This window comes from Pantoea sp. M_9, from assembly GCF_008631385.1.
GTDB lineage: Bacteria > Pseudomonadota > Gammaproteobacteria > Enterobacterales > Enterobacteriaceae > Pantoea > Pantoea eucrina.
Genome location: NZ_VWUF01000001.1, coordinates 655,712 through 682,348, shown reverse-complemented (window position 1 = coordinate 682,348; position 26,637 = coordinate 655,712). Strand labels below are relative to the sequence as shown.

General features: G+C 58.2%; 24 protein-coding genes. 10 read left to right on the top strand and 14 right to left on the bottom strand.

The window, feature by feature from the left end:
- Positions 1-10: 10 nt before the first annotated feature.
- The 9 genes from yejF to yeiP all read right to left on the bottom strand — a co-directional run bounded on the left by yejF (position 11) and on the right by yeiP (position 10,862).
- On the bottom strand, positions 11-1,591 hold the full coding sequence (gene yejF, locus F3I15_RS03080) for a microcin C ABC transporter ATP-binding protein YejF (protein WP_150016508.1): 1,581 nt from the start codon (positions 1,589-1,591) through the stop codon (positions 11-13).
- Positions 1,592-2,614: an ABC transporter permease gene (locus F3I15_RS03075; protein ID WP_150016507.1), complete on the bottom strand. Its 1,023-nt coding sequence runs from the start codon at positions 2,612-2,614 to the stop codon at positions 1,592-1,594.
- Complete coding sequence (locus F3I15_RS03070) at positions 2,614-3,699, bottom strand: microcin C ABC transporter permease YejB (protein ID WP_150016506.1); 1,086 nt, start codon at positions 3,697-3,699, stop codon at positions 2,614-2,616. Before F3I15_RS03070 ends, F3I15_RS03075 begins: the two co-directional genes overlap by 1 nt.
- A gap of 10 nt (positions 3,700-3,709) precedes the next feature.
- Positions 3,710-5,512 carry an extracellular solute-binding protein gene (locus tag F3I15_RS03065; RefSeq protein ID WP_150016505.1) on the bottom strand — a complete coding sequence of 601 codons (1,803 nt, stop codon included), beginning with the start codon at positions 5,510-5,512 and terminating at the stop codon, positions 3,710-3,712.
- Positions 5,513-5,574: 62 nt separating this feature from the next.
- Positions 5,575-7,140 carry a cyclic di-GMP phosphodiesterase gene (locus tag F3I15_RS03060; protein WP_150016504.1) on the bottom strand — a complete coding sequence of 522 codons (1,566 nt, stop codon included), beginning with the start codon at positions 7,138-7,140 and terminating at the stop codon, positions 5,575-5,577.
- A gap of 208 nt (positions 7,141-7,348) precedes the next feature.
- The gene (gene mepS / locus F3I15_RS03055) at positions 7,349-7,924 is read right to left on the bottom strand and encodes a bifunctional murein DD-endopeptidase/murein LD-carboxypeptidase (protein WP_150016503.1); all 576 of its coding nucleotides are present in this window, start codon (positions 7,922-7,924) and stop codon (positions 7,349-7,351) included.
- A gap of 515 nt (positions 7,925-8,439) precedes the next feature.
- Entirely contained in the window at positions 8,440-9,147 is a 708-nt protein-coding gene (locus F3I15_RS03050) for a phosphatase PAP2 family protein (RefSeq protein ID WP_150016502.1), read from the bottom strand.
- A 46-nt stretch (positions 9,148-9,193) separates the two neighbouring features.
- Positions 9,194-10,168 (bottom strand): GTP-binding protein, encoded by a 975-nt coding sequence (locus F3I15_RS03045; RefSeq protein WP_150016501.1) that lies wholly within the window; start codon positions 10,166-10,168, stop codon positions 9,194-9,196.
- A gap of 121 nt (positions 10,169-10,289) precedes the next feature.
- On the bottom strand, positions 10,290-10,862 hold the full coding sequence (yeiP, locus tag F3I15_RS03040) for an elongation factor P-like protein YeiP (protein WP_065648868.1): 573 nt from the start codon (positions 10,860-10,862) through the stop codon (positions 10,290-10,292).
- A 150-nt stretch (positions 10,863-11,012) separates the two neighbouring features.
- Here yeiP and F3I15_RS03035 point away from each other — a divergent pair, with 150 nt between their 5' ends.
- From F3I15_RS03035 to fruA, 4 genes are all read left to right on the top strand, one after another.
- The gene (locus F3I15_RS03035) at positions 11,013-11,267 is read left to right on the top strand and encodes a YkgJ family cysteine cluster protein (protein WP_150016500.1); all 255 of its coding nucleotides are present in this window, start codon (positions 11,013-11,015) and stop codon (positions 11,265-11,267) included.
- 274 nt (positions 11,268-11,541) lie between these two features.
- Positions 11,542-12,672: a fused PTS fructose transporter subunit IIA/HPr protein gene (gene fruB / locus F3I15_RS03030; protein ID WP_150016499.1), complete on the top strand. Its 1,131-nt coding sequence runs from the start codon at positions 11,542-11,544 to the stop codon at positions 12,670-12,672.
- Positions 12,669-13,607, top strand: a complete 939-nt coding sequence (fruK, locus tag F3I15_RS03025; RefSeq protein WP_150016498.1) for a 1-phosphofructokinase — start codon at positions 12,669-12,671, stop codon at positions 13,605-13,607. The genes fruB and fruK overlap by 4 nt, the downstream gene beginning before the upstream one ends.
- A 19-nt stretch (positions 13,608-13,626) precedes the next feature.
- Entirely contained in the window at positions 13,627-15,330 is a 1,704-nt protein-coding gene (gene fruA, locus F3I15_RS03020) for a PTS fructose transporter subunit IIBC (protein WP_150016497.1), read from the top strand.
- A 48-nt stretch (positions 15,331-15,378) separates the two neighbouring features.
- Here the strand turns inward: fruA and nfo are convergent, their stop codons facing one another.
- Entirely contained in the window at positions 15,379-16,227 is an 849-nt protein-coding gene (gene nfo / locus F3I15_RS03015; RefSeq protein ID WP_150016496.1) for a deoxyribonuclease IV, read from the bottom strand.
- A gap of 56 nt (positions 16,228-16,283) precedes the next feature.
- On the bottom strand, positions 16,284-17,324 hold the full coding sequence (locus tag F3I15_RS03010) for a YeiH family putative sulfate export transporter (RefSeq protein ID WP_150016495.1): 1,041 nt from the start codon (positions 17,322-17,324) through the stop codon (positions 16,284-16,286).
- Positions 17,325-17,427: 103 nt separating this feature from the next.
- On the opposite strand from F3I15_RS03010, the gene F3I15_RS03005 reads away from it, so the two are divergent.
- The 5 genes from F3I15_RS03005 (at position 17,428) to F3I15_RS02985 (ending at position 22,655) form a co-directional block, all read left to right on the top strand.
- Positions 17,428-17,805: a YkvA family protein gene (locus F3I15_RS03005; protein ID WP_039385465.1), complete on the top strand. Its 378-nt coding sequence runs from the start codon at positions 17,428-17,430 to the stop codon at positions 17,803-17,805.
- A 9-nt stretch (positions 17,806-17,814) separates the two neighbouring features.
- On the top strand, positions 17,815-18,681 hold the full coding sequence (gene yieE / locus F3I15_RS03000; protein WP_108569524.1) for a DNA-binding transcriptional regulator YeiE: 867 nt from the start codon (positions 17,815-17,817) through the stop codon (positions 18,679-18,681).
- A gap of 132 nt (positions 18,682-18,813) precedes the next feature.
- On the top strand, positions 18,814-20,280 hold the full coding sequence (locus F3I15_RS02995; protein WP_150016494.1) for an amino acid permease: 1,467 nt from the start codon (positions 18,814-18,816) through the stop codon (positions 20,278-20,280).
- A gap of 507 nt (positions 20,281-20,787) precedes the next feature.
- Positions 20,788-21,867, top strand: a complete 1,080-nt coding sequence (locus F3I15_RS02990; protein ID WP_150016493.1) for an iron ABC transporter permease — start codon at positions 20,788-20,790, stop codon at positions 21,865-21,867.
- Entirely contained in the window at positions 21,867-22,655 is a 789-nt protein-coding gene (locus F3I15_RS02985) for an ABC transporter ATP-binding protein (protein WP_094111860.1), read from the top strand. Before F3I15_RS02990 ends, F3I15_RS02985 begins: the two co-directional genes overlap by 1 nt.
- Positions 22,656-22,710: 55 nt before the next feature.
- Here F3I15_RS02985 and fghA read toward each other — a convergent pair whose 3' ends face one another.
- From fghA to F3I15_RS02970, 3 genes are read right to left on the bottom strand one after another with little or no spacing between them, the layout of a single operon-like run.
- Positions 22,711-23,553, bottom strand: coding sequence for an S-formylglutathione hydrolase (gene fghA, locus F3I15_RS02980; RefSeq protein ID WP_150016492.1), 843 nt, complete (start codon positions 23,551-23,553; stop codon positions 22,711-22,713).
- An 11-nt stretch (positions 23,554-23,564) separates the two neighbouring features.
- Positions 23,565-24,689: an S-(hydroxymethyl)glutathione dehydrogenase/class III alcohol dehydrogenase gene (locus F3I15_RS02975; RefSeq protein WP_150016491.1), complete on the bottom strand. Its 1,125-nt coding sequence runs from the start codon at positions 24,687-24,689 to the stop codon at positions 23,565-23,567.
- 49 nt (positions 24,690-24,738) lie between these two features.
- Positions 24,739-25,665, bottom strand: coding sequence for a LysR family transcriptional regulator (locus F3I15_RS02970; protein WP_039385440.1), 927 nt, complete (start codon positions 25,663-25,665; stop codon positions 24,739-24,741).
- Between the two features lie 305 nt (positions 25,666-25,970).
- Here F3I15_RS02970 and folE point away from each other — a divergent pair, with 305 nt between their 5' ends.
- Positions 25,971-26,636 carry a GTP cyclohydrolase I FolE gene (folE, locus tag F3I15_RS02965; protein WP_039385439.1) on the top strand — a complete coding sequence of 222 codons (666 nt, stop codon included), beginning with the start codon at positions 25,971-25,973 and terminating at the stop codon, positions 26,634-26,636.
- Position 26,637 lies beyond the last annotated feature (1 nt).

Sequence of the window (26,637 nt, the reverse complement as noted above, 5' to 3'; positions counted from 1 at the left end):
CTCTGCCCCTTCATTTGCTCATTTGCGCCGAGGCCAGCAGCTGGCGTGTATAAGCTGTCGCTGGCGCAGTGAACAGCACCACGCTTTCTCCCTGTTCAACGACCTCTCCCTGCCGCAGTACCATCAGCTGATGACAGAGCGCGCGCACTACCTGCATATCATGACTGATAAAAATATAGGTCAGCTGACGATCCGCCTGCAGGCGTCGCAGCAGCGTCAGGATCTGCTGCTGGACCGGACGATCCAGTGAGGAGGTCGGCTCATCAAGTATCAGCAGCTGTGGCTCAAGGATCAGCGCACGCGCAATCGCAATACGCTGCCGCTGCCCGCCGGAGAAAGCTGCCGGATAGCGGCTGCGGCTGTCGGGATCGAGCCCGGTTTCCTGCATAACGGCAATAACACGGGCATCCTGCTGCGCTGCGCTAAGCTCCGGCCGGTGTACCGCCAGACCTTCAGCAATAATCTGCTGCACCGTCATGCGCGGATTGAGCGAAGAGTGGGGATCCTGAAAAACGACCTGAATGCGCTGGCGCAGCGGCAGCAGCTCTCTGGCCGTCAGCTGATGCAGCGGCTGGCCGGCAAACCAGATCTCACCGCGTGCGGCGATCAGACGCAGCAGGGCCAGGCCCGTACTGCTTTTGCCGGAGCCTGATTCACCTACCAGACCCAGGCTCTCACCCTGATGCAGCGAAAAACTCAGCTGCTTAAGTACCTGCTTCTCCTCTGTCTTACGCCTGAACCAGCCGCGTCGCAGCGGAAAACTTACCTGCAGATTGCGGACCTGAAGCAGCAGCGGTGTCGCTTTCAGCGGTACCGGTTCACCGGTGGGTTCAGCGGCAAGCAGTTCGCGCGTATAGGGGTGCCGGGGCTGCCGGAACAGCGCGGCGCAGCGATTTTGCTCTATCACGCGTCCGGCACGCATCACGGTAACGCTGTGTGCCAGCTGACGTACGATAGCGAGATTATGGGTAATAAACAGCATGCCCATATTCAGCTCGCGCTGCAGTTCGCGCAGCAGCTGTAAAATCTGCTGCTGCACGGTCACATCCAGTGCCGTGGTGGGCTCATCGGCAATCAGCAGCTGCGGCTGCGTCAGCAGCGCCATGGCGATCATCACGCGCTGGCGCTCGCCTCCGGAGAGCTGATGAGGAAAATCGCGCAGGCGGCTCACCGGCTGCCGGATACCGACGCGATCGAGGCAGGCAACGATCTCGCCGCGTGCAGCTTCACGCCGCATGCCCCGGTGCAGCGCCAGCACTTCGCTCAGCTGTTTTTCAATCGTATGCAGCGGATTGAGCGACACCATCGGCTCCTGAAAAATCATCGCCATATGGTTGCCGCGCAGGCCGCGCAGCGTGCGTTCGCTGGCCTGCAGCAGATCCTGACCCTGAAACAGAATTTCACCCTGCGGATAACTTACCGTCGGCTGCGGCAGCAGGCGCATCACCGACTGAGCGGTCACGCTTTTCCCGCAGCCTGACTCGCCGACCAGCGCCAGCGTCTCGCCCGCCTCAAGGCGCAGTGAAACATCATGTACGACCTGCCGTTGCTGAAAAGCCACCGCAAGATGATTAATGGTTAACAGATCCATTCAGCCTCCCCGCGCCGGATCAAATGCATCGCGCACCGCCTCGCCGATAAAAATCAGCAGCGACAGCAGCAGCGCCAGCGCAATAAAGCCGGACAGTCCGAGCCACGGCGCCTGCAGATTATTTTTGCCCTGCAGCAGCAGCTCGCCCAGGGAAGGCGCGCCCACCGGCAACCCGAAGCCGAGAAAATCGAGTGAGGTCAGGGTGGTAATGGCACCGCACAGAATAAAGGGCAGATAGGTCAGGGTCGCTACCAGCGCATTGGGCAGAATGTGGCGCAGCATAATACGGCTGTCGCTGACGCCAAGCGCACGCGCGGCACGCACATAGTCAAAATTACGCGTGCGCAGAAACTCGGCCCGCACCACGCCGGCCAGACTCATCCAGCCAGACAGCACCGTCAGCAGCAGCAGCCACCAGAAGCCGGGCTGTATCACGCTGGAAAGCAGGATCAGCATAAACAGCGTTGGCATGCCGGACCAGACTTCAATCAGCCGCTGGCCGGCTAAGTCGATGCGGCCGCCAAAATAGCCCTGCAGCGCCCCGGTAATAATACCGATAACGCTGGAGAAGAGCGTCAGCAGCAGGCCAAACAGCAGAGAGACGCGGGTGCCGTAGAGCAGGCGCGCCAGCACATCGCCTCCGCTGGCATCGGTACCGAGCCAGTTTTGTGCTGACGGAGGCGAAGGGAAGGGCGAACGGGTCGCAAAGTTAATTGTGCTGTCGCTAAAGCGAATCGGAGCCCAGAGTGCCCAGCCCTGCTGCGCAATCCGCTGCTGCAGCCACGGATCCTGATAGTCGGCGGCGGTAGCAAATACGCCGCCGTAATCCTGTTCGCTGTAATCAACCAGCAGCGGCACATACCAGCGCTGCTGGTAGCGCACCAGCAGCGGTTTTTCATTCGCCAGCAGCTCAGCGGCCAGTGAAAACAGGAAAATCAGCAGAAAAAGCCACAGCGACCAGTACCCCCGGCGGTTGTGACAGAAACGCTGCCAGCGCTGGCGATGAACCGCAGAGAGAGCCATCAGCGCGCCTCAAAATCGATGCGCGGATCGACCAGCGTGCAGGTTAAATCGCTCACAATATTCATCAGCAGGCCAATCAGCGTAAAGATGTAGAGCGTGCCAAACATCACCGGATAGTCACGCTGGATAGTGGCATCATAGCCCAGCAGCCCGAGGCCATTCAGAGAAAACATAACTTCGATTAATACTGAACTGGTAAAAAACAGGCTGATGAACGTGGCCGGAAAGCCGGCGATCACCAGCAGCATGGCGTTACGAAACACGTGACCATACAGGATACGTTTTTCATCCAGGCCTTTGGCGCGCGCGGTCATGACATACTGTTTGCGGATTTCATCCAGAAACGCATTTTTTGTCAGCATGGTAAGCGTGGCAAATCCGCCGATGACCGTGGCCAGTACCGGCAGCGCAATGTGCCAGAAGTAGTCGAGGAGTTTGCCATACCACGGCAGCGAGGCAAACTGCGGAGAGGTAAGACCGCGCAGCGGAAACCAGTCGAAATAGCTGCCGCCGGCAAACAGCACGATCAGCATGATGGCAAAAATAAAGGCCGGAATAGCGTAGCCAATAATAATCAGCAGGCTGCTCAGGCCGTCGAAACGGCTGCCGTGATGCACCGCTTTCCGGATCCCGAGCGGAATGGAGACCAGATAGATAATCAGCGTGCTCCAGAGTCCCAGGCTGACAGAAACCGGCAGGCTCTCTTTGATCAGCTGCAGCACCGGGGCGCTGCGAAACAGGCTATCGCCAAAATCAAAGCGCAGATAGTTCCACAGCATCTCGCCGTAGCGCTGCAGCAGCGGCTTATCAAAACCGTACCGCCGGGTGATCTCAGCAATCACTTCCGGATCCAGGCCGCGTGCACCGCGATACTGATTGTCACCCGGATTGTCGCGCAGCGACGCACCGTGCGCGCTGCTGTCGCTGCTGCCCGGCAGCCCGGTGGTATAGCCAAACTGGATAGTGGCCAGCGCCTGATCAACCGGGCCACCCGGCGCTACCTGCACAATAAAAAAGTTCAGCGTGATAATCGCCCAGAGGGTCGGGATCACCAGCAACACTCTGCGCAGCAGATAAGCACCCAAGCCAGCCTCCTTAACGTCGATCAGCCGGCAGCCGCCCGGCTTTGTTGACATCGTACCACCAGTTTTCCAGCCCGGTTGCGAAAGCGGGCCGGACGGCAGGGTAAGCATATTTGTTCCAGTAGGCCAGGCGCTGCTCAGCGCTAAACCACATCGGTATCATATACGCCTGCCAGAGCAGAATGCGATCCAGCGCCTGACCCAGCGGCAGCAGCGCCTGCTCATCGCCCTGATGCGCCACAATCTCTTTGATAAAGTGATCGACCACGGGATCCTTAACGCGCGCGCTGTTCCACGATGAGTCGATATACTCTGACTGCCAGTTCACGCGCAGGCTGGCAGCAGGCCACGGCGCAGCCGGGTAGAGCGTCTGAATCATATCGTAGTCGCCTTCGCGCAGCCGGCGCAGAAACTGTGAGTTGTCGACCTGGCGCAGGGTGGCCGTAATGCCCAGTCGGGCCAGACTCTGCTGCCAGGGCAGCGCCCACTCATTCTGCGCGCCGCTGCGCAGCAGGATCTCAAACCGGAACGGTTCACCGCTCTGGCGATTGACCAGCTTCCGGTTGCGGATCTCCCAGCCCGCTTCTTCCAGCAGCTGCATCGCCCGCAGCAAATTAGCCCGGTTATAGCCGCTGCCATCCGAGCGCGGTGGCGTATAGATTTCACTGAAGAGGGCAGGCGGCAGCTGCGCTTTCCACGGCGCCAGCAGCTGCAGCTGTGCCGCGTCGGGATAGCCGGCCGCCGCATATTCTGTGTTCTGAAAGTAGCTGCCGGGGCGGCGCCACGCGTGGTAAAACAGCGCCTTATTCATCCACTCAAAATCAAAGGCCAGCGTTAACGCCGCGCGCACCCGGCGGTCGGCAAACAGCGTTTTTTGATTATTAAAGGCGAGCCAGCGGGTATCCGTAGCGGCGTCCTGAGGCGTGGTCAGTTTTACGATGGTCTGTTCTGCAAATGGCCCGCCCTTATACTGCGTCGCCCACTTTTTTCCCGACAGCTCTTCGCGCAAATCGTAAGCGCCCGCCCTGAAAGCTTCAAAAGCGACGTTGTCATCGAGATAGTAGTCATAGCGCAGCGTATCCAGGTTAAAGCGTCCGCGATTGACCGGCAGATCGGCGGCCCAGTAATCCTTTACCCGACTGTACTGCACAAACTGGCCCGCCTTATAGGCAGAGATGCGGTAGGGTCCGCTGGAGAGCGGCGGGTAGCCAAGCGGCTCATTGAATTTGCGGCTCTGCCAGAACGTTTCCGGCAGCACGGGCAGCGTCAGCCAGCTCAGGATACGATCTTTATCCGGCCGCGGTGGCGTAATGCGCACCGTAAGGCGATTGAGCGCGGTGACTTCCGTGCCGCGGAACGCGACGCGAAACTGCGGAACGCCTTCGCGCATCAGCTTCTGAAAAGTAAATGCCACATCGCGGGCGGTGACGGGCGTGCCATCATGAAAGCGGGCGTGTGGATTGAGGGTAACCTCCATCCAGCGGAAATCCTGAGGATAGCGTGCCCGTTCAGCAATCAGCGGATAGTAGCTGGCGGGCTCATCATCTGAGGTGGTAAACAGTGAATCGTAGAGGGTTTCCGTGCCGGCGGCCGGATTTCCGCGTGAAGCAAAGCGGTTAAAGTTATCAAACGTACCGACCACCGCCAGCGTCATGCTGCCGCCTTTCGGGGCAGCGGGATTGGCATAAGCGTAGTGGGTAAAGTTGACCGCGTAGCGCGGCACCCCCAGCTTTGCAAACGCATAGCCTTCACGTACCGGCTCGGCGCGCAGCGGCATCAGTACGCCGCAGAGCAGCAGAGTTATCAGACGCAGCATAAGTGAGAGACTCTCCCGAATAGTCTGTGCTTCAGTTCAGCCGGTAAGCGTGTGAAGCCACCTTACCCGAAACGCGGAAAGTTTTGATAGTAGCTGATCAACTTTTCCGGCCGCAGCGGCCGGCTGAACAGGTAGCCCTGCAAATGCGTTACGCCGCGGCTGACCAGCCAGCTGGCCTGTTCGCGCGTCTCCACGCCCTCAGCCACCGTTTTGAGATTGAGTTTTCTGGCCAGCAGCAGCACGGCGTCCAGAACCGGTGAGGTCAGCGTCTCGGTGCCGATGCTCTGAACAAATCCCCGATCTATCTTCAGATAATCAAACGGATACTTTTCCAGATAGATCAGCGCGCTGTGGCCGGTGCCGAAATCATCGATGGCAATGCTGAACTGGTTAGCGCGCAGCCAGGCAAACACCTCTCCGGCATTGGCTTCTTTCACCATGGTGCGCTCGGTGATCTCAAACACATAGCTGAAGTGGTCAGCTGGCATTGCGGCAATCCACGTCTGAACGTCGTGACGAAAGCTGTCGGCGGCAAGATGCAGCGGAGAGAGGTTCAGGCTCAGACGCGTACCGCGCGGCAGCTGCTGGCTCAGGCTATGCGCATCGCGCGCGACCAGGCAAAACAGATGCCGGGTGAGCGGAATAATCAGGTTCTGCGCTTCGGCATAGCTGATGAACACATCGGGCGGGATCGTGCCCTCTATAGGATGCTCCCAGCGCAGCAGCGCTTCCACGCCGTAGGGTTCACCGTTATGTGCCATGATCAACGGCTGATATTCAACATAGAACTGCCCGCGCCGGATAGCCAGCATGATCTCGCGCGCCGGGCGCTGGTGGCGGTTAAGCAGCACGCCGGTCAGACAGCCGATCATCAGCGCAAACAGGATGCCGGTCAGCAGCGTCATTTGATAGTCGCGCGTTGCCAGCGTGCTGCCGTACAGAACAAAGCGGATATCACTGCGCGGCAGCGTAAGGGCGGTCAGGCCAGCTGGCAGATCGCGGCGCGGGATAGCGTGGCTGACGTCGCTCTTCAGCGCATTGTTGCCAATAACCAGCGCCATGCCGGTGATTTCAGGGTGATAAGAGGCGAGCAGCTGATAGGGCGCAAGGGAGAGGTTAACCGTTGTCAGAATGCCGCTCTCTGCGCTACCGGGATATTTGATCCACAGCACCAGCGCCGGGCGCGACGGCAGCAGCGGGGTACCCGGCAGCAGCCGTATATCGCGATCGCTTTCCAGATCGGTGGCGGGTGAAATCTCACTGGCAGGCAGCCTGAAAGCGCCAGTGGCCGATGAGCACCAGGCGAGGCCGTTCCGCACCAGCAGAATTGCGCGGATATTGTCTGTAAAGGCGGCACGCGAGGTGAGCTCACGGCTGATGCTGTTGCAATCCAGCAGCGTATACTGCTGCAGCGGACGCAGCGTGTCGGTCAGCGTCGCGAGCATCTGCTGCAGGTCGTCCGCGCTGTGCTGCAGCAGCAATTCATGCTGCTGCTGGCGTTTATGCCAGGTCAGCGTAAGCAATATGCTGATAAAAAGAGTAAATGAAACCATGCCTGCCAGCGCACTCTTCCAGAACAGGCGGCGCATGTGCGTAGCGTGCGGTTTCAGCGTCCGCGACAGTGGCATGGTGTCAATGTTCCTGATATTGCCATGTGAGTAAACCGTCTGAGGCTGCACCGGAGAGGGAGTGAGAATATAACGAGGATGCCTGGAAAGTCTTGTTATATTTCTGATTACCAACCGGATTTCAGCGGAGCATATATCCGCAATAAAAAAACGCTGCCGGGGCAGCGTTTCTGTTTTCTCTGGCTGAGAGAATCATCGGAGAGAGGGATCAGCTTGGATTTTTAGCCAGAACCCGTCGTGCTTCGCGGTAGCGCGTTTTCCAGTAGCTGTCGTTGAGATTTGAAATCATGACGCCGCTGCTGGTAGAGGCGTGAACAAAATTATCATTGCCCAGATAGATGCCGACGTGTCGCCCGGTTGAGCCGGCGCGGAACAGCACTAAATCACCCGGACGCAGTTTACCGCGCGAAATGCCTTTGCCCGTATCCTGCTGCTCATAGGTAGAGCGGGGCAGCTCCAGACCAAACTGGTCGCGAAAGGTGCGCTGAACAAAAGCAGAACAGTCGATGCCACGTTTGGTGTCACCGCCTAAGCGATAGCGGACACCTTTCCAGTCGCTGTACTGTTCCATGATGCGGGACTTGATGTCCACGTTCTGCACCATTTGTTCAAATTCGTCCTGAGACGCCTGAAGTAAAAAACCATTGTGGTTGTTAACTTCATGATTCTCGTTTTTCGCATTCTGGCCGTTATGGCTGCTGCTACATGCTGATAAAAGTGTGGCTAATGCTACCGCGGGAATGATCCGCCTGAGGTATCTCAGAATTGGTTGAGACTTGACCATTATACGTGTGTTCCTTCGATGTCCTTACGACAGAATGTCGCCAGCCAGATGACAAAACGGGTTGAGATTAATAAGTACAGCGGTCTAAGACAAATCCTTAATTACTAAAATGTGTTAATGCACACATTTTTCGCTCAGTTTGCCACCACATTTTATGCTGCACCAGGTTAATCGAGCTTGAGGTTAACTGATTACAGACCCCGTGGCGAGTGGTTTTATATAAATTTCTATAGGTTTTTTTGATGTAAATTAAAACATTCACTGAACGGCTACTTTATCACCAGTCGGGCGTAATTAATGCGCAAATAAGCGGCGGCTTAAGCAGGTAATTCCGGCGTTAGCGCTGATTTTCAGCGGGTTCTGACTGGACAGGGGATAACAAGAGAAAATGTTAAGGCTTGTTTGCCATCATGTTTTCTTTTGATGGCAAACTGTTAGGTTGCTAATAATTTTTTTAAACATTCAATAAGCGCAGGCGGGTCACTTTTCGCTCTCCAGTTACCTGCGCTAAACAATTACCCGCGTGGCTTATATTTGCCAGGCAGCGTGCGATATAGCCACGCCACCAGTTTGTCGCTGGCCGGCGTTAATAACCACCAGCTCAGTCCAACGAATATTACCGACAGCGAACCCACGGCAATATCGGTAAACCAGTGGGCGCCGGCCATTATGCGCGGCAGGGCAAACAGCACCACAATCAGCACGCCGGTTAAAAATGCCCGGAAGCCGAAATAGCGCCACATAAAACAGGCAAAAATAATCAGCATCATGCCGTGGTCGCCGGGGAAACTGTCGCGCGAGGCATCCTTCGCCGGAATACCGGTGAGTTCACTGACGCGATGGACGTTATCAAAAAACAGCGTCGGGCTGGCGTGTTTCACCGGCAGCAGATGTCCCAGCTGGTTAAGTAAAACTGCCGTCAGCAGCATAGTGATCCCGATAGCCAGCATACGACGACGGCCTTCAGGTGTTTCACGTCGCCAGAAGGCGAGGTAGAGCAGCCCCATCGCCAGCAGTGAAACCGCGTCAAAACCGCGATAGTTGGTTATCGCCACCAAAACGGCAAACGCGTGGTGATCGACCATCAGATCGTTAAAGCTGAAAAAGATCCCTTTATCGATAGTGAACCAGAAACCGTGATTGGCCGGCAGATACCATGAGAGAAATAGCATCATACCCAGCGCGTTAAGCAGCAGGATGGTGACAAGACGTGTTGCGCGCATAAAAAGTAACACCCAAAAAGTGAAATAACGGGCAAACCTATCGCAATTAATTTAAACGAATCTTCAACAGCGAGGTCTGCAGAGCATTCCAGTCGGCTGGCTGATGATGGATCAGTTCAATACGGCTATCGGGAGGCGCGACCGGACGGGTTTCAATAAACAGATCGTCCCCCTGGCGATTAACGTTCACCAGCCCATCTGGCGTACGCAGCACGCCTTTTACCCGGTCGACCGGCGCACGTCGCGCCCATTCCAGCAGCGGAATGGTATCAAACTGCGTCTCTTCATCGAAAATCCAGCCACATGAAGCATAGCCCTGACCTTCATTCAACGCACGCCGCCAGCGCGCCTGACCCTCCAGTTTCAGCGCCGCCAGTCCCTGCGGGCGGGTACTGTGAGCGTGGTGGAGTGCGTCCGGAACCGGACGATCGTTTCGTGCGGGGTGCGTTAGCAGCGCCGGGTCGATTTTCCCCCAGGCTGTCTCTGTCAGCAGGCGATCGCCCAGATTGTCCCGCTGCCACTCCGCCAGGCGCTGGCGATCTTCCGGCTGCCAGCGATCGCTTTTGCTGGCGACAATAATGTCAGCGGCAGTGAGCTGGTCGCGAAAATTTTCATTTGCGGTCACGCGCGTATCGGCAAGCTGGCGCGGATCGAGCAGGGTCAGTGTCGCATCTACCGTTATCCACGGCTGATAGACGGCGGCGCGCAGCATATTAAGTAACTGTTTGGGGTGGCCAAGGCCGGTGGGTTCGATAATCAGACGATCGGGTCTGGCCTGTTTCAGCAGCATATTGAGCCCAACCTGCAGCGGCAGACCGTTTACGCAGCACATGCAGCCGCCGGGGATCTCTTTTAGCTCAGCGCCGCGGTTGGCCAGCAGGGCGCCGTCTATACCGACTTCGCCAAACTCATTGACCAGAATGGCCCATTTTTCATCGGCCGGTTTATGCGCAAGCAGATGCAGCAGCGTGGTGGTTTTGCCGCTGCCGAGAAAGCCGGTTATGAGGTTGACGCGCGTCATAATTTCTCCCTGTAGCCTGCTGCTATCTGGCAGGCAGTGAACTGATCGCGCGGCCGGTAACGCGGGCCGCGCCTGATGTTGTTATAGTATAACAACCTGTCGGGCGCGGACAACGCAGCGATCAGTCGGCGCGACTCATATAGCGCCGTTCAGCTACATGAATGCGGATACGGTCGCCGTTGCTGAGGTATTCAGGCACCTGCACTGAGAGGCCGGTGCTCATCACCGCGGGTTTCGTGCGCGCGCTGGCAGATGCGCCTTTGATGCCGGGCGTGGTATCAGCAATCACCATATCCACCGTCTGCGGCAGCTCCAGCGCCAGAACCTGGCCCTCCATCGTCAGCACCTGCATACCGGGAATACCGCCCTCCGGGATAAACAGCAGCTCTTCGGCAATCTGCTCCTGCTTAAAGTTGTAGGGCGTGTAATCTTCATCATCCATAAAGACATATTCGTCGCCGTCGATATAAGAGAAGGTCACCGGGCGACGGCTGAGCTGAATGGCATCGATAATATCGTCGCCTTTAAACCGCTCTTCGACCTTGAGGCCGGTACGCACATCGGTAAACCGCATTTTATAGAGCGTGGCCGCCCCACGTGCGCTGGGACTCTGCACATCAATATCCTTCACCAGCAACAGCTTGCCGTTCCAGGTCACGGCCATTCCTTTTTTGATTTCGTTTGCCTTAGGCATGATGTTATTTACTCAGAAAAGAGAGGTGCGCGTCACGTTACGCGCGCGATCGGAAACAGGCAAGTAAGGCCCGGTAAAATTGTTATCTGCGCATAGCTTTCAGAGGGCGGGACTGCTATTGTCGCCGCGAAATCTCTGCCGGAGCGCCTCATGTTATGCCGCGATCGGTGCGGTGCCTGCTGCACCGCGCCCTCAATCTCTTCGCCTATTCCGGGTATGCCTCATGGCAAGCCCGCCAATACGCCCTGCGTTCAGCTTGACGCGCAGCAGCGCTGCCAGCTATTTGGTTCGCCGCTGCGTCCGGCGGTCTGTGCGGGCCTGCAGCCTGGACCGGAAATGTGTGGTCGCAACCGGGAAGATGCGATGATTTATCTGCTGCAGCTTGAGGCAGAAACGGCACCCTGAACAGCTGTAAGCGTGCTGAAAATCTTCCCTGGCCGCCGTCTTCACTTTCAGCAAACCCATCAGCGGCGACGTGCGAAAAATCTTAATTTCCCGATGAAGTGTGCGTAGCATCAAAGATCTGTTCTTTGGTTTACGCATTTTCTTGCCTCAAAGGTCCGCCTGTACCATATTCCCTGAAACGTTTCAGCGTTGTAGTTGCGGCTAAGTGGCTGTGATGCAGCGTGTTTTTTCGCCATTAAGCTGAAACGATTCAATTCAGCAAGCGAGGAGAGATATGTTCCAGCTCGAAGTTCAGGCCATCCATACTGGCGCCACGGCACAGACAAAAGAAGACGCTATTCGTCAGGTTGCCGCCGCGCTGACTGCAGCAGGCAACGTTGCTGAAGGCTATGTCAGCGGCATGCTGGCTCGCGAACAGCAGACCAGCACCTTTCTCGGCAACGGCATTGCTATTCCACACGGCACCACCGACACCCGCGACCTGGTACTGAAAACCGGCGTACAGGTTTTTCAGTTTCCCCAGGGCGTAGAGTGGGGCGAAGGGCAGATTGCCTATGTGGCTATCGGCATCGCCGCTAAATCAGATGAGCATCTGGCGCTGCTGCGTCAGCTGACGCATGTATTAAGCGATGACAGCGTGGCAGAGCAGCTAAAAACGGCCTCTGCTGACGATCTGCGCGCGCTGCTGATGGGTGAGAAGCAGGGAGCTGAATTTACCTTTGATACCTCGCTGATTGCGGTAGATGTGGCGGCGAGCGATCTGATCACGCTGCAGGCGCTGAATGCCGGTCGTCTGCAGGCGGCGGGTGCGGTTGACGCCGCATTTATCACCGACGTTATCTCCCGCACGCCGCTGAGTCTGGGGCAGGGGATCTGGCTGAACGACAGCGCGCAGGGCAACCTGGGCAGCGCAGTCGCGGTAAGCCGCCCGGCGGTGCCGTTTGACCGGCAGGGCGAGCGCGTGGCGCTGCTGCTGACGGTTGCCGCAGTGGATGAGCGTCCGCTGGAGGTGCTGGGCTACCTGAGCAACCTGCTGCAGAACAATAAAGCTGAACGTCTGCTGAAAGCGGATGCAGCCGGTGTACTGGCGCTGCTCACCAGCGAGGTGGATGAAGCCGCTGAAGTGCTGACCGCAGAATTTACCATTCGCAATGAGCATGGCCTGCATGCGCGTCCGGGAACGGCGCTGGTCAGCGTTATCAAGCAGTTTAACAGTGATGTCACGGTTACCAACCTTGACGGCAGCGGTAAGCCCGCTAACGGCCGCAGCCTGATGAAAGTGGTGGCGCTGGGCGTGAAGAAAGGCCATCGCCTGCGCTTTACCGCCAGCGGTGACGATGCGCCGCAGGCGATGCAGGCTATCGAAGAGGCCATTAATTCCGGTCTGGGCGAGGGGGCAGCATGAGCCGTCGTGTCGCCACCATTACGCTGAATCCGGCGTATGACCTGGTAGGCTTTACGCCGGAGATAGAGCGCGGTGAAGTCAATCTGGTCAAAACCACCGGCCTGCATGCGGCAGGCAAAGGGATCAACGTTGCCAAAGTGCTTAAAGATCTCGGCATCGACGTCACCGTTGGCGGCTTTCTCGGCCGGGAAAATCAGGATGGCTTCCAGCAGCTGTTTAGCGAGCTGGGAATAGCTAACCGCTTTCAGGTCGTGCAGGGACGTACCCGCATCAACGTAAAGCTTACGGAGAAAGATGGCGAGGTGACCGACCTCAACTTCTCCGGCTTTGAAGTAACCGCGCAGGACTGGGAGCGTTTTACCGCAGACTCACTGACCTGGCTCGGCCAGTTCGATATGGTCTGCGTCAGCGGCAGCCTGCCGGGCGGCGTAACGCCAGAGGCGTTTACCCGCTGGATGAGCGATCTGCGTACGCTCTGTCCGTGCATCATTTTTGACAGTAGCCGTGATGCGCTGGTTGCGGGTCTGAAAGCCGCCCCGTGGCTGGTTAAACCAAACCGGCGCGAGCTGGAAATCTGGGCTAACCGCAAGCTGCCTGAACTGCAGGATGTGATTAGCGCGGCGCATGAGCTGCGCGAACAGGGCATTGCCCACGTGGTGATCTCGCTCGGCGCAGAAGGTGCACTCTGGGTCAACGCATCTGGCGAATGGCTGGCAAAACCGCCGGTCTGTGAGGTTGTCAGCACGGTTGGTGCCGGTGACTCCATGGTTGGCGGCCTGATTTATGGCCTGCTGATGCGTGAATCCAGCGAACATACGCTGCGACTGGCTACCGCTGTGGCGGCAATGGCTGTCAGCCAGAGCAACGTCGGCGTAGCCGATCGTACCCGGTTGGCCGCGATGATGGCGCGCGTCGACTTACAACCCGTTAACTAACAGCAGGAGAGCGATGATAATGAAAACGCTGCTGATAAAAGATTCTTCACTGGGACTGGCCTCCGCACATCTGGCTATCGAACGTCTGCGTGCTGCAGCAGCACAGGCCGGACTGGAGCTGGTCAGCACTGCCGCTGAAGCCGAACTGATCCTGGTTGCCGGCGATAATATTCCGGAAGATGCGCAGCTGACGGGCAAATCCGTAGCGCGCGTTGATGTACAGCAGGCGCTGCGCGATCCGCAGGCGGCGATAGCACAGGCGCAGGCAAACGCGCAGCGCTGGCAGCCCGCAACCGCACCGGCAGCCGGCGCTGCGACAGCACCGGTTACGGCCAATGCACAAAAGCGCATCGTCGCTGTGACCGCCTGTCCGACCGGCGTCGCACATACCTTTATGGCGGCAGAAGCGATTGACGCGGAAGCGAAAAAACGCGGCTGGTGGGTAAAAGTAGAAACCCGCGGTTCCGTTGGCGCGGGCAACCCGATTACTCCGGAAGAGGTGGCCGCCGCCGATCTGGTGATCGTGGCAGCGGATATCGATGTGGACCTGGCGAAATTTGCCGGCAAGCCGATGTACCGCACCTCTACCGGCCTGGCGCTGAAGAAAACGGCGCAGGAGCTGGATAAAGCACAGGCGGAAGCGAAAGTTTATCAGCCCTCCGGCAGCCAGAGCGCCAGCGCACAGGGCGACAGCAAAGAGAAAGCGGGCGCCTATCGTCACCTGCTGACCGGTGTCTCTTACATGCTGCCGATGGTGGTTGCAGGCGGCCTGAGCATTGCGCTGTCGTTTGCGTTCGGGATCACCGCGTTTAAAGAGCCGGGCACGCTGGCAGCGGCGCTGATGCAGATCGGCGGCGGCAGCGCATTTGCGCTGATGGTACCGGTACTGGCAGGCTTTATTGCGTTCTCCATCGCCGATCGTCCCGGCCTGACGCCCGGTCTGATTGGCGGCATGATCGCCACCAGCATCAATGCCGGTTTCCTGGGCGGTATTATCGCCGGCTTTATCGCCGGTTATGCGGCGAAGTTCCTGAGCAGCAAAGTGAAGCTGCCGCAGAGTATGGAAGCGCTGAAGCCCATTCTCATTATTCCGCTGGTCGCGAGCCTGATCACCGGCCTGCTGATGATCTACGTGGTGGGTAAACCGGTTGCCGGTATCATGAGCGGCCTGACCAGCTGGCTGGCAAACATGGGCACCGCGAACGCCGTGCTGCTGGGCGCCATTCTCGGCGGTATGATGTGTACCGATATGGGCGGCCCGGTCAACAAAGTGGCCTACGCGTTTGGCGTCGGGCTGCTGAGTTCACAAACCTATGCGCCAATGGCCGCGATTATGGCCGCGGGCATGGTGCCACCGCTGGCGATGGGTTTGGCGACGCTGGTTGCACGCCGCAAGTTCAATAAAGGACAGCAGGAGGGCGGCAAAGCGGCGCTGGTGCTGGGTCTCTGCTTTATCTCTGAAGGGGCCATTCCGTTTGCGGCGCGCGATCCGATGCGCGTGCTGCCGTGCTGTATCATTGGCGGAGCCGTGACCGGCGCCATCTCAATGGCGATTGGCGCGAAGCTGATGGCACCTCACGGCGGTCTGTTTGTGCTGCTGATCCCGGGTGCGATTACGCCGGTGCTGGGCTATCTGCTGGCGATTATCATCGGTACCGCGATTGCCGGTCTCGGTTATGCCGTACTGAAGCGTCCGGAAGAGGAGCTGGCGAAAGCCGCGTAACCTGCGGATATAAAAAAAGGGAGCTGCGGCTCCCTTTTTTATTGTCGGCTATCCGGCGTGCTGCTCAGCTTTAAGCCAGGCGATCTCATCTTTCCAGATATCGGGATTAATGGTTTCCAGGATCAGCGGGATGTTATCGAAGCGCGCATCTTTCATCAGCCAGCTGAACACGGTTTTGCCGATGTTGCCTTCACCCAGACTGTGATGGCGATCGACGCGGCTGCCAAGTGCGCTTTTGGCATCGTTCAGATGCATACCGCGCAGATAGTTAAAGCCCACCACGCGCTCAAATTCGGCAAAGGTTGCGACGCAGTCAGCTTCGGTGCGCAGATCGTATCCGCCGGCGAAGGTGTGACAGGTATCAAGACAGACCCCCACGCGCGATTTATCCTCCACGTGCTCAATAATGGTTGCAAGATGTTCAAAGCGATAGCCGAGATTACTGCCCTGGCCGGCGGTATTTTCAATCACCGCGACGACATTCTGCGTTTTATCCAGCGTGATATTAATCGATTCGGCGATGCGCTTCAGGCATGTCTCTTCATCAAGCTTCTGCAGATGGCTGCCGGGATGGAAGTTCAGCAGCGTCAGGCCAAGCTGGTCAGCACGCTGCATCTCATCCAGAAAAGCGGCGCGTGATTTCTCCAGCGCTTCAGCCTCCGGATGACCCAGGTTAATCAGAAAGCTGTCGTGCGGCAGGATTTGCGCGGAAGAGTAGTTATACCGTGCGCAGGCGCTTTTGAACGCGTCAATGGTCTGCGCAGAGAGCGGTGCAGCTTTCCACTGACGCTGATTTTTTGTAAAGAGCGCAAAGGCGGTGGCCTCCAGCTCATGGGCGCGGATCACTGCCTGATCCACGCCGCCGGATGCGCTGACGTGTGCACCGATATATTTCATGCCGCTCTCCTGTATGGACGTTAACTAAAACAAGGCGCACATGATAGCGGAAGCGGCTATGCCATGAAATGTTGCACCAGCAAATTCAGGCCGCCGCCGCCGACGATGAGCCAGCAGAACATCATCAGCCCCAGCAGCAGCGGCTTCACGCCCGCCTGTTTCAGCGCGGAGAAACGCGTGGTCAGACCCAGCGCTGCCATCGCCATCGCCAGCAGCAGGTTAGCCAGCTGGTTCAGCGCGCTAACCACTCCGGCTGGCAGCAGCTGCAGTGAATTAACCAGCGCGACCGCGATAAACAGCAGTGCAAACCACGGAAAGCTGCGCGCAGACGTTGCCGTGCGCGGACCGCGCTGACGGAGCCAGCTACCCAGCAGCAGCAGGAAAGGGGCCAGCATCATGACGCGCAGCATCTTGGTGATCACCGCCATATTCTCTGCTTCAGCGCCTATGGCGTGCCCGGCCGCCACCACCTGTGCCACCTCATGCAGCGTGGAGCCGGTAAAGATGCCAAGCTGCGCGGCGCTGACAGCGGGCAGCAGTGCAAACAGCACGGGATAAAGCAGGATGCCGGCAGTACCAAACAGCACCACGGTTGCCACCGCCACCGCCACTTTCGAGGCGTCAGCTTTGACCACGGGTTCCGTCGCCAGCACCGCCGCCGCACCGCAGATGCTGCTGCCGGCACCAATCAGCCACACCGTTTCGCGATCCATCTTCAGCAGCCGGATGCCAGCCAGGCAGGTAAACAGGAACGTTGTGCCGATAATCAGCGTATCGATAATCACGCCGCGCAGGCCGACGTTGGCTATCTGCTGAACGGTGATGCGAAAACCAAAAAGAATAATGCCGAGGCGCAGCAGGCGCTGTTTTGCCAGCAGCACGCCGCTGTCGCAGTGGCTGGCGATACGCGGGTAAAAAGTATTGCCTGCAATAATGCCGCCAACGATCGCCAGCGTCAGCGCGCCCAGACCGATGTGAGACAACCACGGCAGCGTGGTAAGCCAGGCGGCGCAGCCTGCCAGCGCTGCCGTTAGTGCCAGACCCGCCACCACCCGGCAGGGCGGGATCGTCGGTTTTATTATGCTAAATTCAGCCATTAACCACCTCCTGAGTATGGCAATAGCCTGCGCCTCTCTGATATAAAAGTGAAATTGATAATATCTTTATAATCGACCGGAATAAGTGATAAGGAGAAGGGCTATGTTTGTGCGCCTGCGCCGCTGGGCAAAGCTGATTAAGCGGGATGTCCTGACGCTGTGGTTTGCCTGTCGCGACCCGCGTACAGCATGGTGGTTCAAACTGATGGCGTTTGGGCTGGTGGCCTATGCGCTCAGCCCGATTGACCTTATTCCGGACTTCATCCCGATTATTGGTCTGCTGGATGACGCCATCATTGTGCCGCTTGGCGTGATTATTCTGCTGCGCCTGCTGCCGCGCGATATTCGCATCAGCAGCGCTGAACGCGCGGAAGTACAGCGCGCACGCGGAGTAAAAATTGTCAGTCGCGCCGGATTTGGCCTGATCCTGCTGATCTGGATCGGCATTATCGTCTGGCTGATACAGCGCTATATGGCGTGAGGAGCAAGCATGCATATTACGCTACGCCAGATTGAAGTGTTTACTGAGGTGCTGAAGAGCGGTTCCACCACCCAGGCCTCGCAGGTGCTGTCACTGTCGCAGTCGGCGGTGAGCGCGGCACTGGCGGATCTCGAAAACCAGCTGGGAGTACAGCTGTTCGATCGCGTAGGCAAGCGGCTGGTGCTGAATGAGCATGGCCGGCTGCTCTATCCGCGCGCCGTCGGGCTGCTGGAGCAGGCGGGTGAAATAGAGCAGCTCTTCCGGGAAGATAGCGGGGCGATCCGGCTGTTTGCCAGCAGCACTATCGGTAACTATTTGCTGCCGGGCATGATTGCCGCCTACCGGCGCGATTTTCCCGCACTTCCGCTGGAGCTGAGCGTCGGCAACAGTCAGGATGCGATTCAGGCAGTGGCCGATTTTCGCGTGGATATCGGCCTGATCGAGGGGCCGTGTCACGAGCCGGATATCATCAGCACGCCGTGGCTGGAAGATGAGCTGGTGGTGTTTGCAGCACCCGACTCGGCGCTGCTGCAGCAGCCGGTGACGCTGGCAAGCCTTGCGGCGGCACCGTGGATCCTGCGTGAACGCGGCTCCGGCACGCGCGAAATTGTTGATTATCAGCTGCTGTCGCATCTGCCGCAGTTTCAGCTGGGTATGGAACTGGGTAACTCCGAAGCGATTAAACATGCGGTACGGCACGGCATGGGCATCAGCTGCCTGTCGCGCCGGGTGATTGCCGACCTGCTGGAAGCGGGCACGCTGGCAGAAGTGGCGGTTCCGCTGCCGCGCCTGACGCGCACGCTCTACCGCATTCACCACCGGCAAAAACATCTCTCGAATGCACTCAACCGCTTTCTCGCCTACTGCTGTGAATAGCCGGCGGCGGCGGGTGCTGCTAATAATCGCCCGCCGATCATGAAGGTAACTAATAACCCGAGGTGAATGCTATACAGCTCAGGGTTAGCTGCTACAATCGCGCCTTATTTTTATCCGGCATAGCGTTTACACATGCATAATGACTCAAAAACAACACAACAACCTGGGCTGCGCCGTGAATTAAAAGCGCGCCACCTCACGATGATCGCCATCGGCGGCTCCATTGGTACCGGCCTGTTTGTCGCTTCCGGCGCCACCATTTCACAGGCCGGACCCGGCGGCGCGCTGCTCTCCTATGCCCTGATCGGGCTGATGGTCTACTTTCTGATGACCAGCCTCGGCGAACTGGCTGCCTTTATGCCGGTTTCCGGCTCCTTTGCCACCTATGGCGCAAAATATGTTGAAGAGGGCTTTGGCTTCGCGCTGGGCTGGAACTACTGGTACAACTGGGCGGTGACCATCGCTGTTGATCTGGTCGCCTCGCAGCTGGTGATGAACTACTGGTTCCCCGATACGCCAGGCTGGATCTGGAGCGCGACTTTCCTCTGCCTGATGTTCCTGATTAACTTCATCTCGGTTAAAGGTTTTGGCGAAACAGAGTACTGGTTCTCGCTGATTAAAGTCGCCACCGTCGTTATTTTTATCGTAGTGGGGATTCTGATGATCACCGGCATTATGCGCGGTGCGGAACATGCAGGCTGGCACAACTGGACCGTGGGCGATGCGCCTTTTGCCGGCGGATTTTCTGCAATGATCGGCGTGGCGATGATTGTCGGTTTCTCATTCCAGGGTACCGAGCTTATCGGGATCGCTGCCGGTGAATCTGAAGATCCCGCCAAAAATATTCCGCGCGCGGTGCGGCAGGTGTTCTGGCGTATTCTGCTGTTTTACGTGTTTGCGATTCTGATCATCAGTCTGATCCTGCCCTATACCGATCCGCAGCTGCTGCATAATGACGTGACCGATATCAGCGTCAGCCCGTTTACGCTGGTGTTCCAGAATGCCGGTCTGCTCTCAGCGGCGGCGATCATGAACGCGGTGATCCTGACGTCGGTGCTTTCAGCAGGTAACTCCGGTATGTACGCCTCAACGCGCATGCTGTTTAATCTCGCCCGTGAGGGCAAAGCGCCGCGCATCTTTGCAAAACTCTCAAAAGGCGGCGTGCCGCGCAATGCGCTGATTGCGACGACCGTAGTCGCGGGCCTCTGCTTCCTGACGTCAAAGTTTGGTAATCAGGAAGTTTACCTGTGGCTGCTTAATACCTCAGGTATGACCGGTTTTATCGCCTGGCTGGGCATCGCCATCAGCCACTATCGTTTCCGTCGCGGCTATGAAGCGCAGGGACGCGATCTGGCCGATCTACCTTACCGCTCCGGCTTTTTCCCGCTGGGTCCTGTCTTCGCCTTTGTGCTCTGCCTGATTATTACGCTGGGGCAGAACTATCAGGCGTTCCTCGCCGATACCATCGACTGGTACGGCGTGGCGGCAACCTATATCGGTATCCCGTTATTCCTGATTATCTGGATGGGTTACAGGCTGACGCGCGGCAGTCGCGTAGTGAAATATAGCGAGATGGAATTCCCGGTTTTTAAACAGTAAAACCTGGCGCAGCGGCATTCCAGTCTAAACGTAGGGGACGCATTTATGCGTCCCTGGTTTCAGGCGATTCACCCGGCCCAGGGCGGCATAAATGCCGCCCCTACGGTTATATCAAATCCAGACGTAGGAGACGCATTTATGCGTCCCTGGTTTCAGGCGATTCACCCGACCCAACGGTTGCACCGAATCCAGACGTAGGGGACGCATTCATGCGTCCCTGGTTTCAGGCGATTCACCCGACCCAGGGCGGCATAAATGCCGCCCCAACGGTTGCACGGTACGTAGGGGACGCATTCATGCGTCCCTGGTTTCAAACGATTCACCCGGCCCAGGGCGGCATAAATGCCGCCTCAACGGTTGCACGGTACGTAGGGGACGCATTCATGCGCCCCTGGCGTATTTATGCATCCCTGCCGGGTTGAGCTTTGTTACAGAGATATAATTGATAATTATTATCACCTGCTCTATTGTGTCAGCCGTTATGATTACGGCTATACAGGTAGACTCATGCGTACGACGGATTCCGTGCTGATAGCGGAACACCCCCCTGAAGCTGACACCCTGACACGTTATCGTCAGGTGCTGCGTCAGCGACTGCTGCTGACTGGCATACTGGTTATTGCTATTCTCGCCTCGGTTATTCTCGATTTCACCCTCGGTCCGGCCGGGCTTACGCTGGAAACGCTCGGACAGACGCTGCTGCATCCGGATGCTATGGATGCTGGTACCCGCGTCATCGTCTGGGATATCCGTCTGCCCTATGCGCTGATGGCGGTGGTTGTCGGACTCTCTCTGGGGCTGGCGGGTGCTGAGATGCAAACCATTCTGAACAACCCGCTGGCGAGTCCCTTTACGCTGGGCGTCTCTTCCGCTGCAGCCTTTGGTGCCGCGCTGGCGATTATCCTCGGCGTGGGTTTTCCCGGCCTCTCCGATCAGTGGTTTATCTCCGCTAACGCCTTTGTGTTTGCGCTGTTTGCCGCGCTGATGCTGGATGGCATTACGCGCTGGAGTAAAGTCTCCACCTCCGGCGTGGTGCTGTTTGGTATTGCGCTGGTGTTTACCTTCAACGCGCTGGTTTCCATGATGCAGTTTATCGCCAGCGAAGATACGCTACAGGGGCTGGTGTTCTGGACCATGGGTAGCCTGGCGCGCGCGTCGTGGGAGAAGCTGGGCGTGCTCAGCGCCGCCTTTGCGCTGCTGGTACCGTTTTCCATGCTGAGCAGCTGGAAGCTGACCGCGCTGCGGCTGGGGGAAGATCGCGCCATTAGTTTTGGTATCGACGTGCGCCGTCTGCGACTGGCAACGCTGTTACGCATCAGCATTCTCTCGGCGCTGGCAGTGGCCTTTGTCGGGCCGATTGGCTTTATCGGCCTCGTCGCCCCGCACATCGCCCGCATGATGTTTGGCGAAGATCATCGTTACTATCTGCCCGCCAGCGCGCTGGTCGGCGCGCTGGTGCTGTCGCTGGCCTCGGTTGCGTCGAAAAACCTGATCCCGGGCGTGATTATTCCGGTGGGGATCGTGACCTCGCTGGTCGGCGTTCCCTTCTTCCTGAGTATTATTCTGCGTCACCGGGGGAGCGTGTAATGGATTCAGGCTTACGTATTGAGCAGTTCAGCGCCGGTTATCCTAAGCGTCAGGTGATCGACAATCTGGACGTTGCCACGCTGCCGCGCGGTAAAATCACCGTGCTGCTTGGCCCTAACGGCTGCGGTAAATCCACGCTGCTGCGCGCGCTGGCGGGCCTGGGTAAAGGTGAGGGCGCACTCTGGCTGAACGGCGTTGATTTAATGGCGCAGCCCTTCACGCAGCGTGCAAAGCGGGTGGTCTATCTGCCGCAGACGCTGCCTGCCGGGGTCCATCTGCACGTACTGGAGTCGATTATCGTGGCGCAGCGCGCCTCGGGCGGCCTTCATAGTGCGGACAGCGAAGCGGAGATTATGGCGCTGCTGGAGCAGCTGGGTATCGCTCATCTGGCGATGCGCTACCTCGATCAGCTCTCAGGCGGGCAGAAGCAGCTGGTAGGCCTGGCGCAGTCGCTGATCCGCCGGCCGGAGCTGCTGCTGCTGGATGAACCGCTGAGCGCGCTGGATCTCAACTATCAGTTTCACGTGATGGATCTGGTACGACGCGAAACCCGGCTGCGCAATATGGTCACGGTGGTGGTGGTGCACGATATCAATATCGCGCTGCGGCATGCTGACCATGCGCTGATGCTGAAGCAGGGCAGACGTCTGGCGGATGGCATACCCGCAGAGGTGATTACGCCGCAGACGCTGGCGCAGGTGTACGGCGTGCGCGGCCGTATTGAGCACTGCTCGCAGGGCATGCCGCAGGTAATGATTGACGGGCTGGTGGCAGAGTCGCTGATGTAAGGCAGGGCGCGCAGCCTGCGCGCCCTGTGCAGCCTCGCCCAGCAGGGCGAGGCGGTTATACCAGCAGATGTTTCGCGTGAAAGCGCAGGTGATCTTCCACAAAGGTGGCGATAAAGAAGTAGCTGTGGTCGTAACCCGGCTGAATGCGCAGCTCCAGCGGGAACCCCTGTTCGCGCGCAATCGCCTCAAGACGGTCCGGACGCAGCTGGTCCGCCAGAAACTGGTCGCCGTCACCCTGATCAATCAGCAGCGGCAGACGCTGTTCCGCCTCCTGCATCAGCAGGCAGCTGTCCCACTCACGCCACGCCTGGCGGTCGTCGCCGAGATAGGCAGTAAACGCTTTCTGCCCCCAGGGGACGTCGCAGGGATTCACAATGGGTGCAAAAGCTGAAGCGGAAGCAAAGCGTCCGCCGAGGCGCAGCGCCAGCACCAGCGCACCGTGTCCTCCCATTGAGTGGCCCATGATCGACTGCCGATCGCTCAGCTTGAAGTTATCCGCCAGCAGCGCCGGTAGCTCCTCGCTGAGGTAGTCAAACATACGATAGTGCGCCGCCCACGGCTGCTGCGTTGCGTTGAGATAGAAGCCGGCGCCCTGGCCGAGATCGTAACTCTCATCGTTAGCCACCGCGTCACCGCGCGGGCTGGTGTCCGGCATAATCAGCACCAGACCCAGCTCTGCGGCCACGCGCTGGGCACCCGCTTTGGTGGTAAAGTTTTCGTCGCTGCAGGTCAGTCCGGCGAGAAACCAGACTGCGGGCGGCGGCGTATCAGCTTTCGGCGGCGGTAAAAAAATGCTGAACGTCATCGGGCAGTTCAGCACCGCTGACGAATGTCGCCAGCGTTGTTGCCAGCCGCCAAAGATGCGGTGTTCTTCCAGTAGTTCCAGCGTGGATGCCATAACGCCTCCGGTTATTTGTTGAAGTGCACCACAGAGCGAATCGATTTCCCTTCGTGCATCAGATCAAAGGCGTCGTTGATCTCTTCCAGCGCCATGGTATGGGTGATGAAATCGTTCAGCGCAAACTTGCCATCCAGATAATCCTGCACGATACCCGGCAGCTGGCTGCGGCCTTTCACGCCGCCAAACGCGGAACCCCGCCAGACGCGGCCCGTGACCAGCTGGAACGGGCGGGTGGAGATCTCTTCACCGGCACCGGCCACGCCGATGATGACCGACTCACCCCAGCCTTTATGACAGCACTCCAGCGCCGAACGCATGACGTTGACGTTACCGATACACTCAAAGGAGAAATCGACGCCGCCATCGGTCAGCTCAACGATGACATCCTGAATAGGCTTATCGTAATCTTTCGGGTTGATCAGGTCGGTGGCACCCAGCTTGCGGGCCAAATCAAATTTGCTGGTATTGATATCGATAGCGATAATGCGGCCCGCTTTTGCCATCTGCGCACCGATGATCGCCGAGAGGCCAATACCGCCGAGACCAAAAATCGCTACGGTGTCGCCCGCTTTGACTTTGGCGGTATTCATCACCGCGCCCATACCGGTGGTCACGCCGCAGCCCAGCAGGCACACCTCTTCCAGCGGAGCTTCTTTGCTGATTTTCGCCAGCGAGATCTCCGGTACGACGGTGTACTCGGAAAAAGTAGAGGTGCCCATATAGTGGAAAATCGGCTGGCCATCTTTAAAGAAGCGCGTAGTGCCATCCGGCATCAGTCCTTTGCCCTGGGTGGCGCGGATCGCCTGGCAGAGGTTGGTTTTGCCGGAGAGGCAGAACTTACATTTGCCGCACTCCGGGGTGTAGAGCGGGATAACGTGATCGCCTACGGCGACGCTGGTAACGCCTTCGCCCACCGCTTCCACCACGCCGCCACCTTCATGACCGAGAATGGCCGGGAAAACGCCTTCCGGATCTTTGCCGGAGAGTGTATAGGCGTCGGTATGGCAAACGCCGGTAGCAACGATGCGTACTAACACTTCGCCTTTCTGCGGCGGCATCAGATCCACTTCTTCAATTTTCAGCGGCTCGCCAGGTGCCCAGGCAACGGCGGCACGGGTTTTAATCATGTTCATGCAATCCCTCTTGCGGTAGATGCGGGCCAGTGGCCCTGGTGGTCATTACTTATTTCAGCAGCGTCTGCTCGCTGTCCGGCAGCGGATGCAGCAGGCCGTCGTGCTGTGGCCGGTCATCAAACATATCGATAATCAGGTATTTCAGCGCCTCGACGTTCGGCGTAAACGCATCGCGTCGCCACATCAGCCAGGTAGCGGTATCGCGATAGAGCGGCGGCAGCGCGTGCTCCTGCACCCGCTCGCGCGCCGGCATCTGCGCCAGCACGGAGGCGGGCAGCATCGCCACGCCGCCGCCGCCCGCCACGCAGGCAACCATCGCGTGATAGGACTGAATCTCCATGACGTTGCGCGGCGCGCTCTGGCTGTCGCGGTACCAGCTCTCCAGCCGGGTGCGGTAGGAGCAGCTGTTGCCAAAGGCAAACAGCGTATCCTGCTGGGTATCGCGTGCGCTGAGGATCGGCGGGTGTTCGGGGCTGGAGATGAGCACCATCTCTTCGCTGAAGGCGATACAGCCGTTCAGGTCATCATAGGGAGCCGGACCATCAACCAGCGCCGCCGCCAGCGTGCCGGCGCGCACTTTGTCGATGATATCGCCTGAAGTGCCGGTCACCAGGGAGAGCGCCACCGCCGGATAGCGCTGATGATAGGCGGCCAGCAGCGCCGGCAGGCGGGTAGCTGCCGTGCTCTCCATAGAACCAAAAGCAAAATTGCCGCCCGGCTCACCGGCGCGGGCGATATTCAGCGCTTCATCGCTCAGCGCCAGAATACGACGGGCGTAGTTAAGAAAATTATGCCCCATCGGTGACAGACGCATGCGCTGCTTCTCGCGGATGAACAGATCAACCCCGATCTCCTCTTCCAGCTGGCGCAGGCGCGTGGTGAGATTAGAGGGCACGCGATGCAGCTGTTCAGCGGCGCGCGCCAGAGAACCGGTATCGGCTACACAACAGAACATCCGCAGCTGAACTAAATCCATCTTCTCATCCCGTAAACAACAAGTGTGATGTTATTCATATTTTGTGAGTCTAAACCGCCCGTCGCCGGCTGGCAAGTGCGTTATCGCCGCTTTTGCAGTTTAGCCAGGCGCGCTGCTGATAAGTGTAGTGATAGCGACAGCAACAGCCGCTTTTTTGCGCCTTTTGGTGCCGCGCACGCGCACGTGCTGATTGCCAATCAGATTGATTGCTGGATTAAGCCTGCGTTGTGTTTCACAATACGCGCTCAGAATTTCCCCCGCGGGCTATGTTCCGCGGGTGCATCACCTGCCGGAGAATGAGAACGATGAGCACCTTAAGTCAGGAAGCCGCCCTGGTTCATGAAGCGCTGCTGGCGCGCGGTCTGGAAACGCCGTTACGCGCCCCGGTGCGCGAAATGGATAGCGAAACGCGCAAGCGTGAAATTGCCGGTCACATGACGCAAATCATGCAGCTGCTGAATCTGGACCTGGAAGATGACAGCCTGATGGAGACGCCGCATCGCATCGCAAAAATGTATGTGGATGAGATTTTCTCAGGTCTCGATTACGCCAACTTCCCGAAAATCACCGTTATCGAAAACAAAATGAAAGTGGACGAGATGGTGACGGTGCGTGACATCACGCTGACCAGCACCTGCGAGCACCATTTTGTGATCATCGATGGCAAGGCAACGGTGGCCTACATTCCCAAAGACAAAGTGATCGGCCTGTCGAAAATCAACCGCATCGTGCAGTTTTTCGCCCAGCGCCCGCAGGTGCAGGAGCGACTGACGCAGCAGGTGCTGGTTGCGCTGCAGACGCTGCTTGGTACCACTAACGTGGCGGTGTCGATTGATGCAGTTCACTACTGCGTAAAAGCGCGCGGCGTGAAAGATGCGACCAGTGCCACCACGACCACGTCGCTGGGCGGACTGTTTAAATCGAGCCAGAATACGCGTCAGGAGTTCCTGCGCGCGGTACGTCATATCTGAT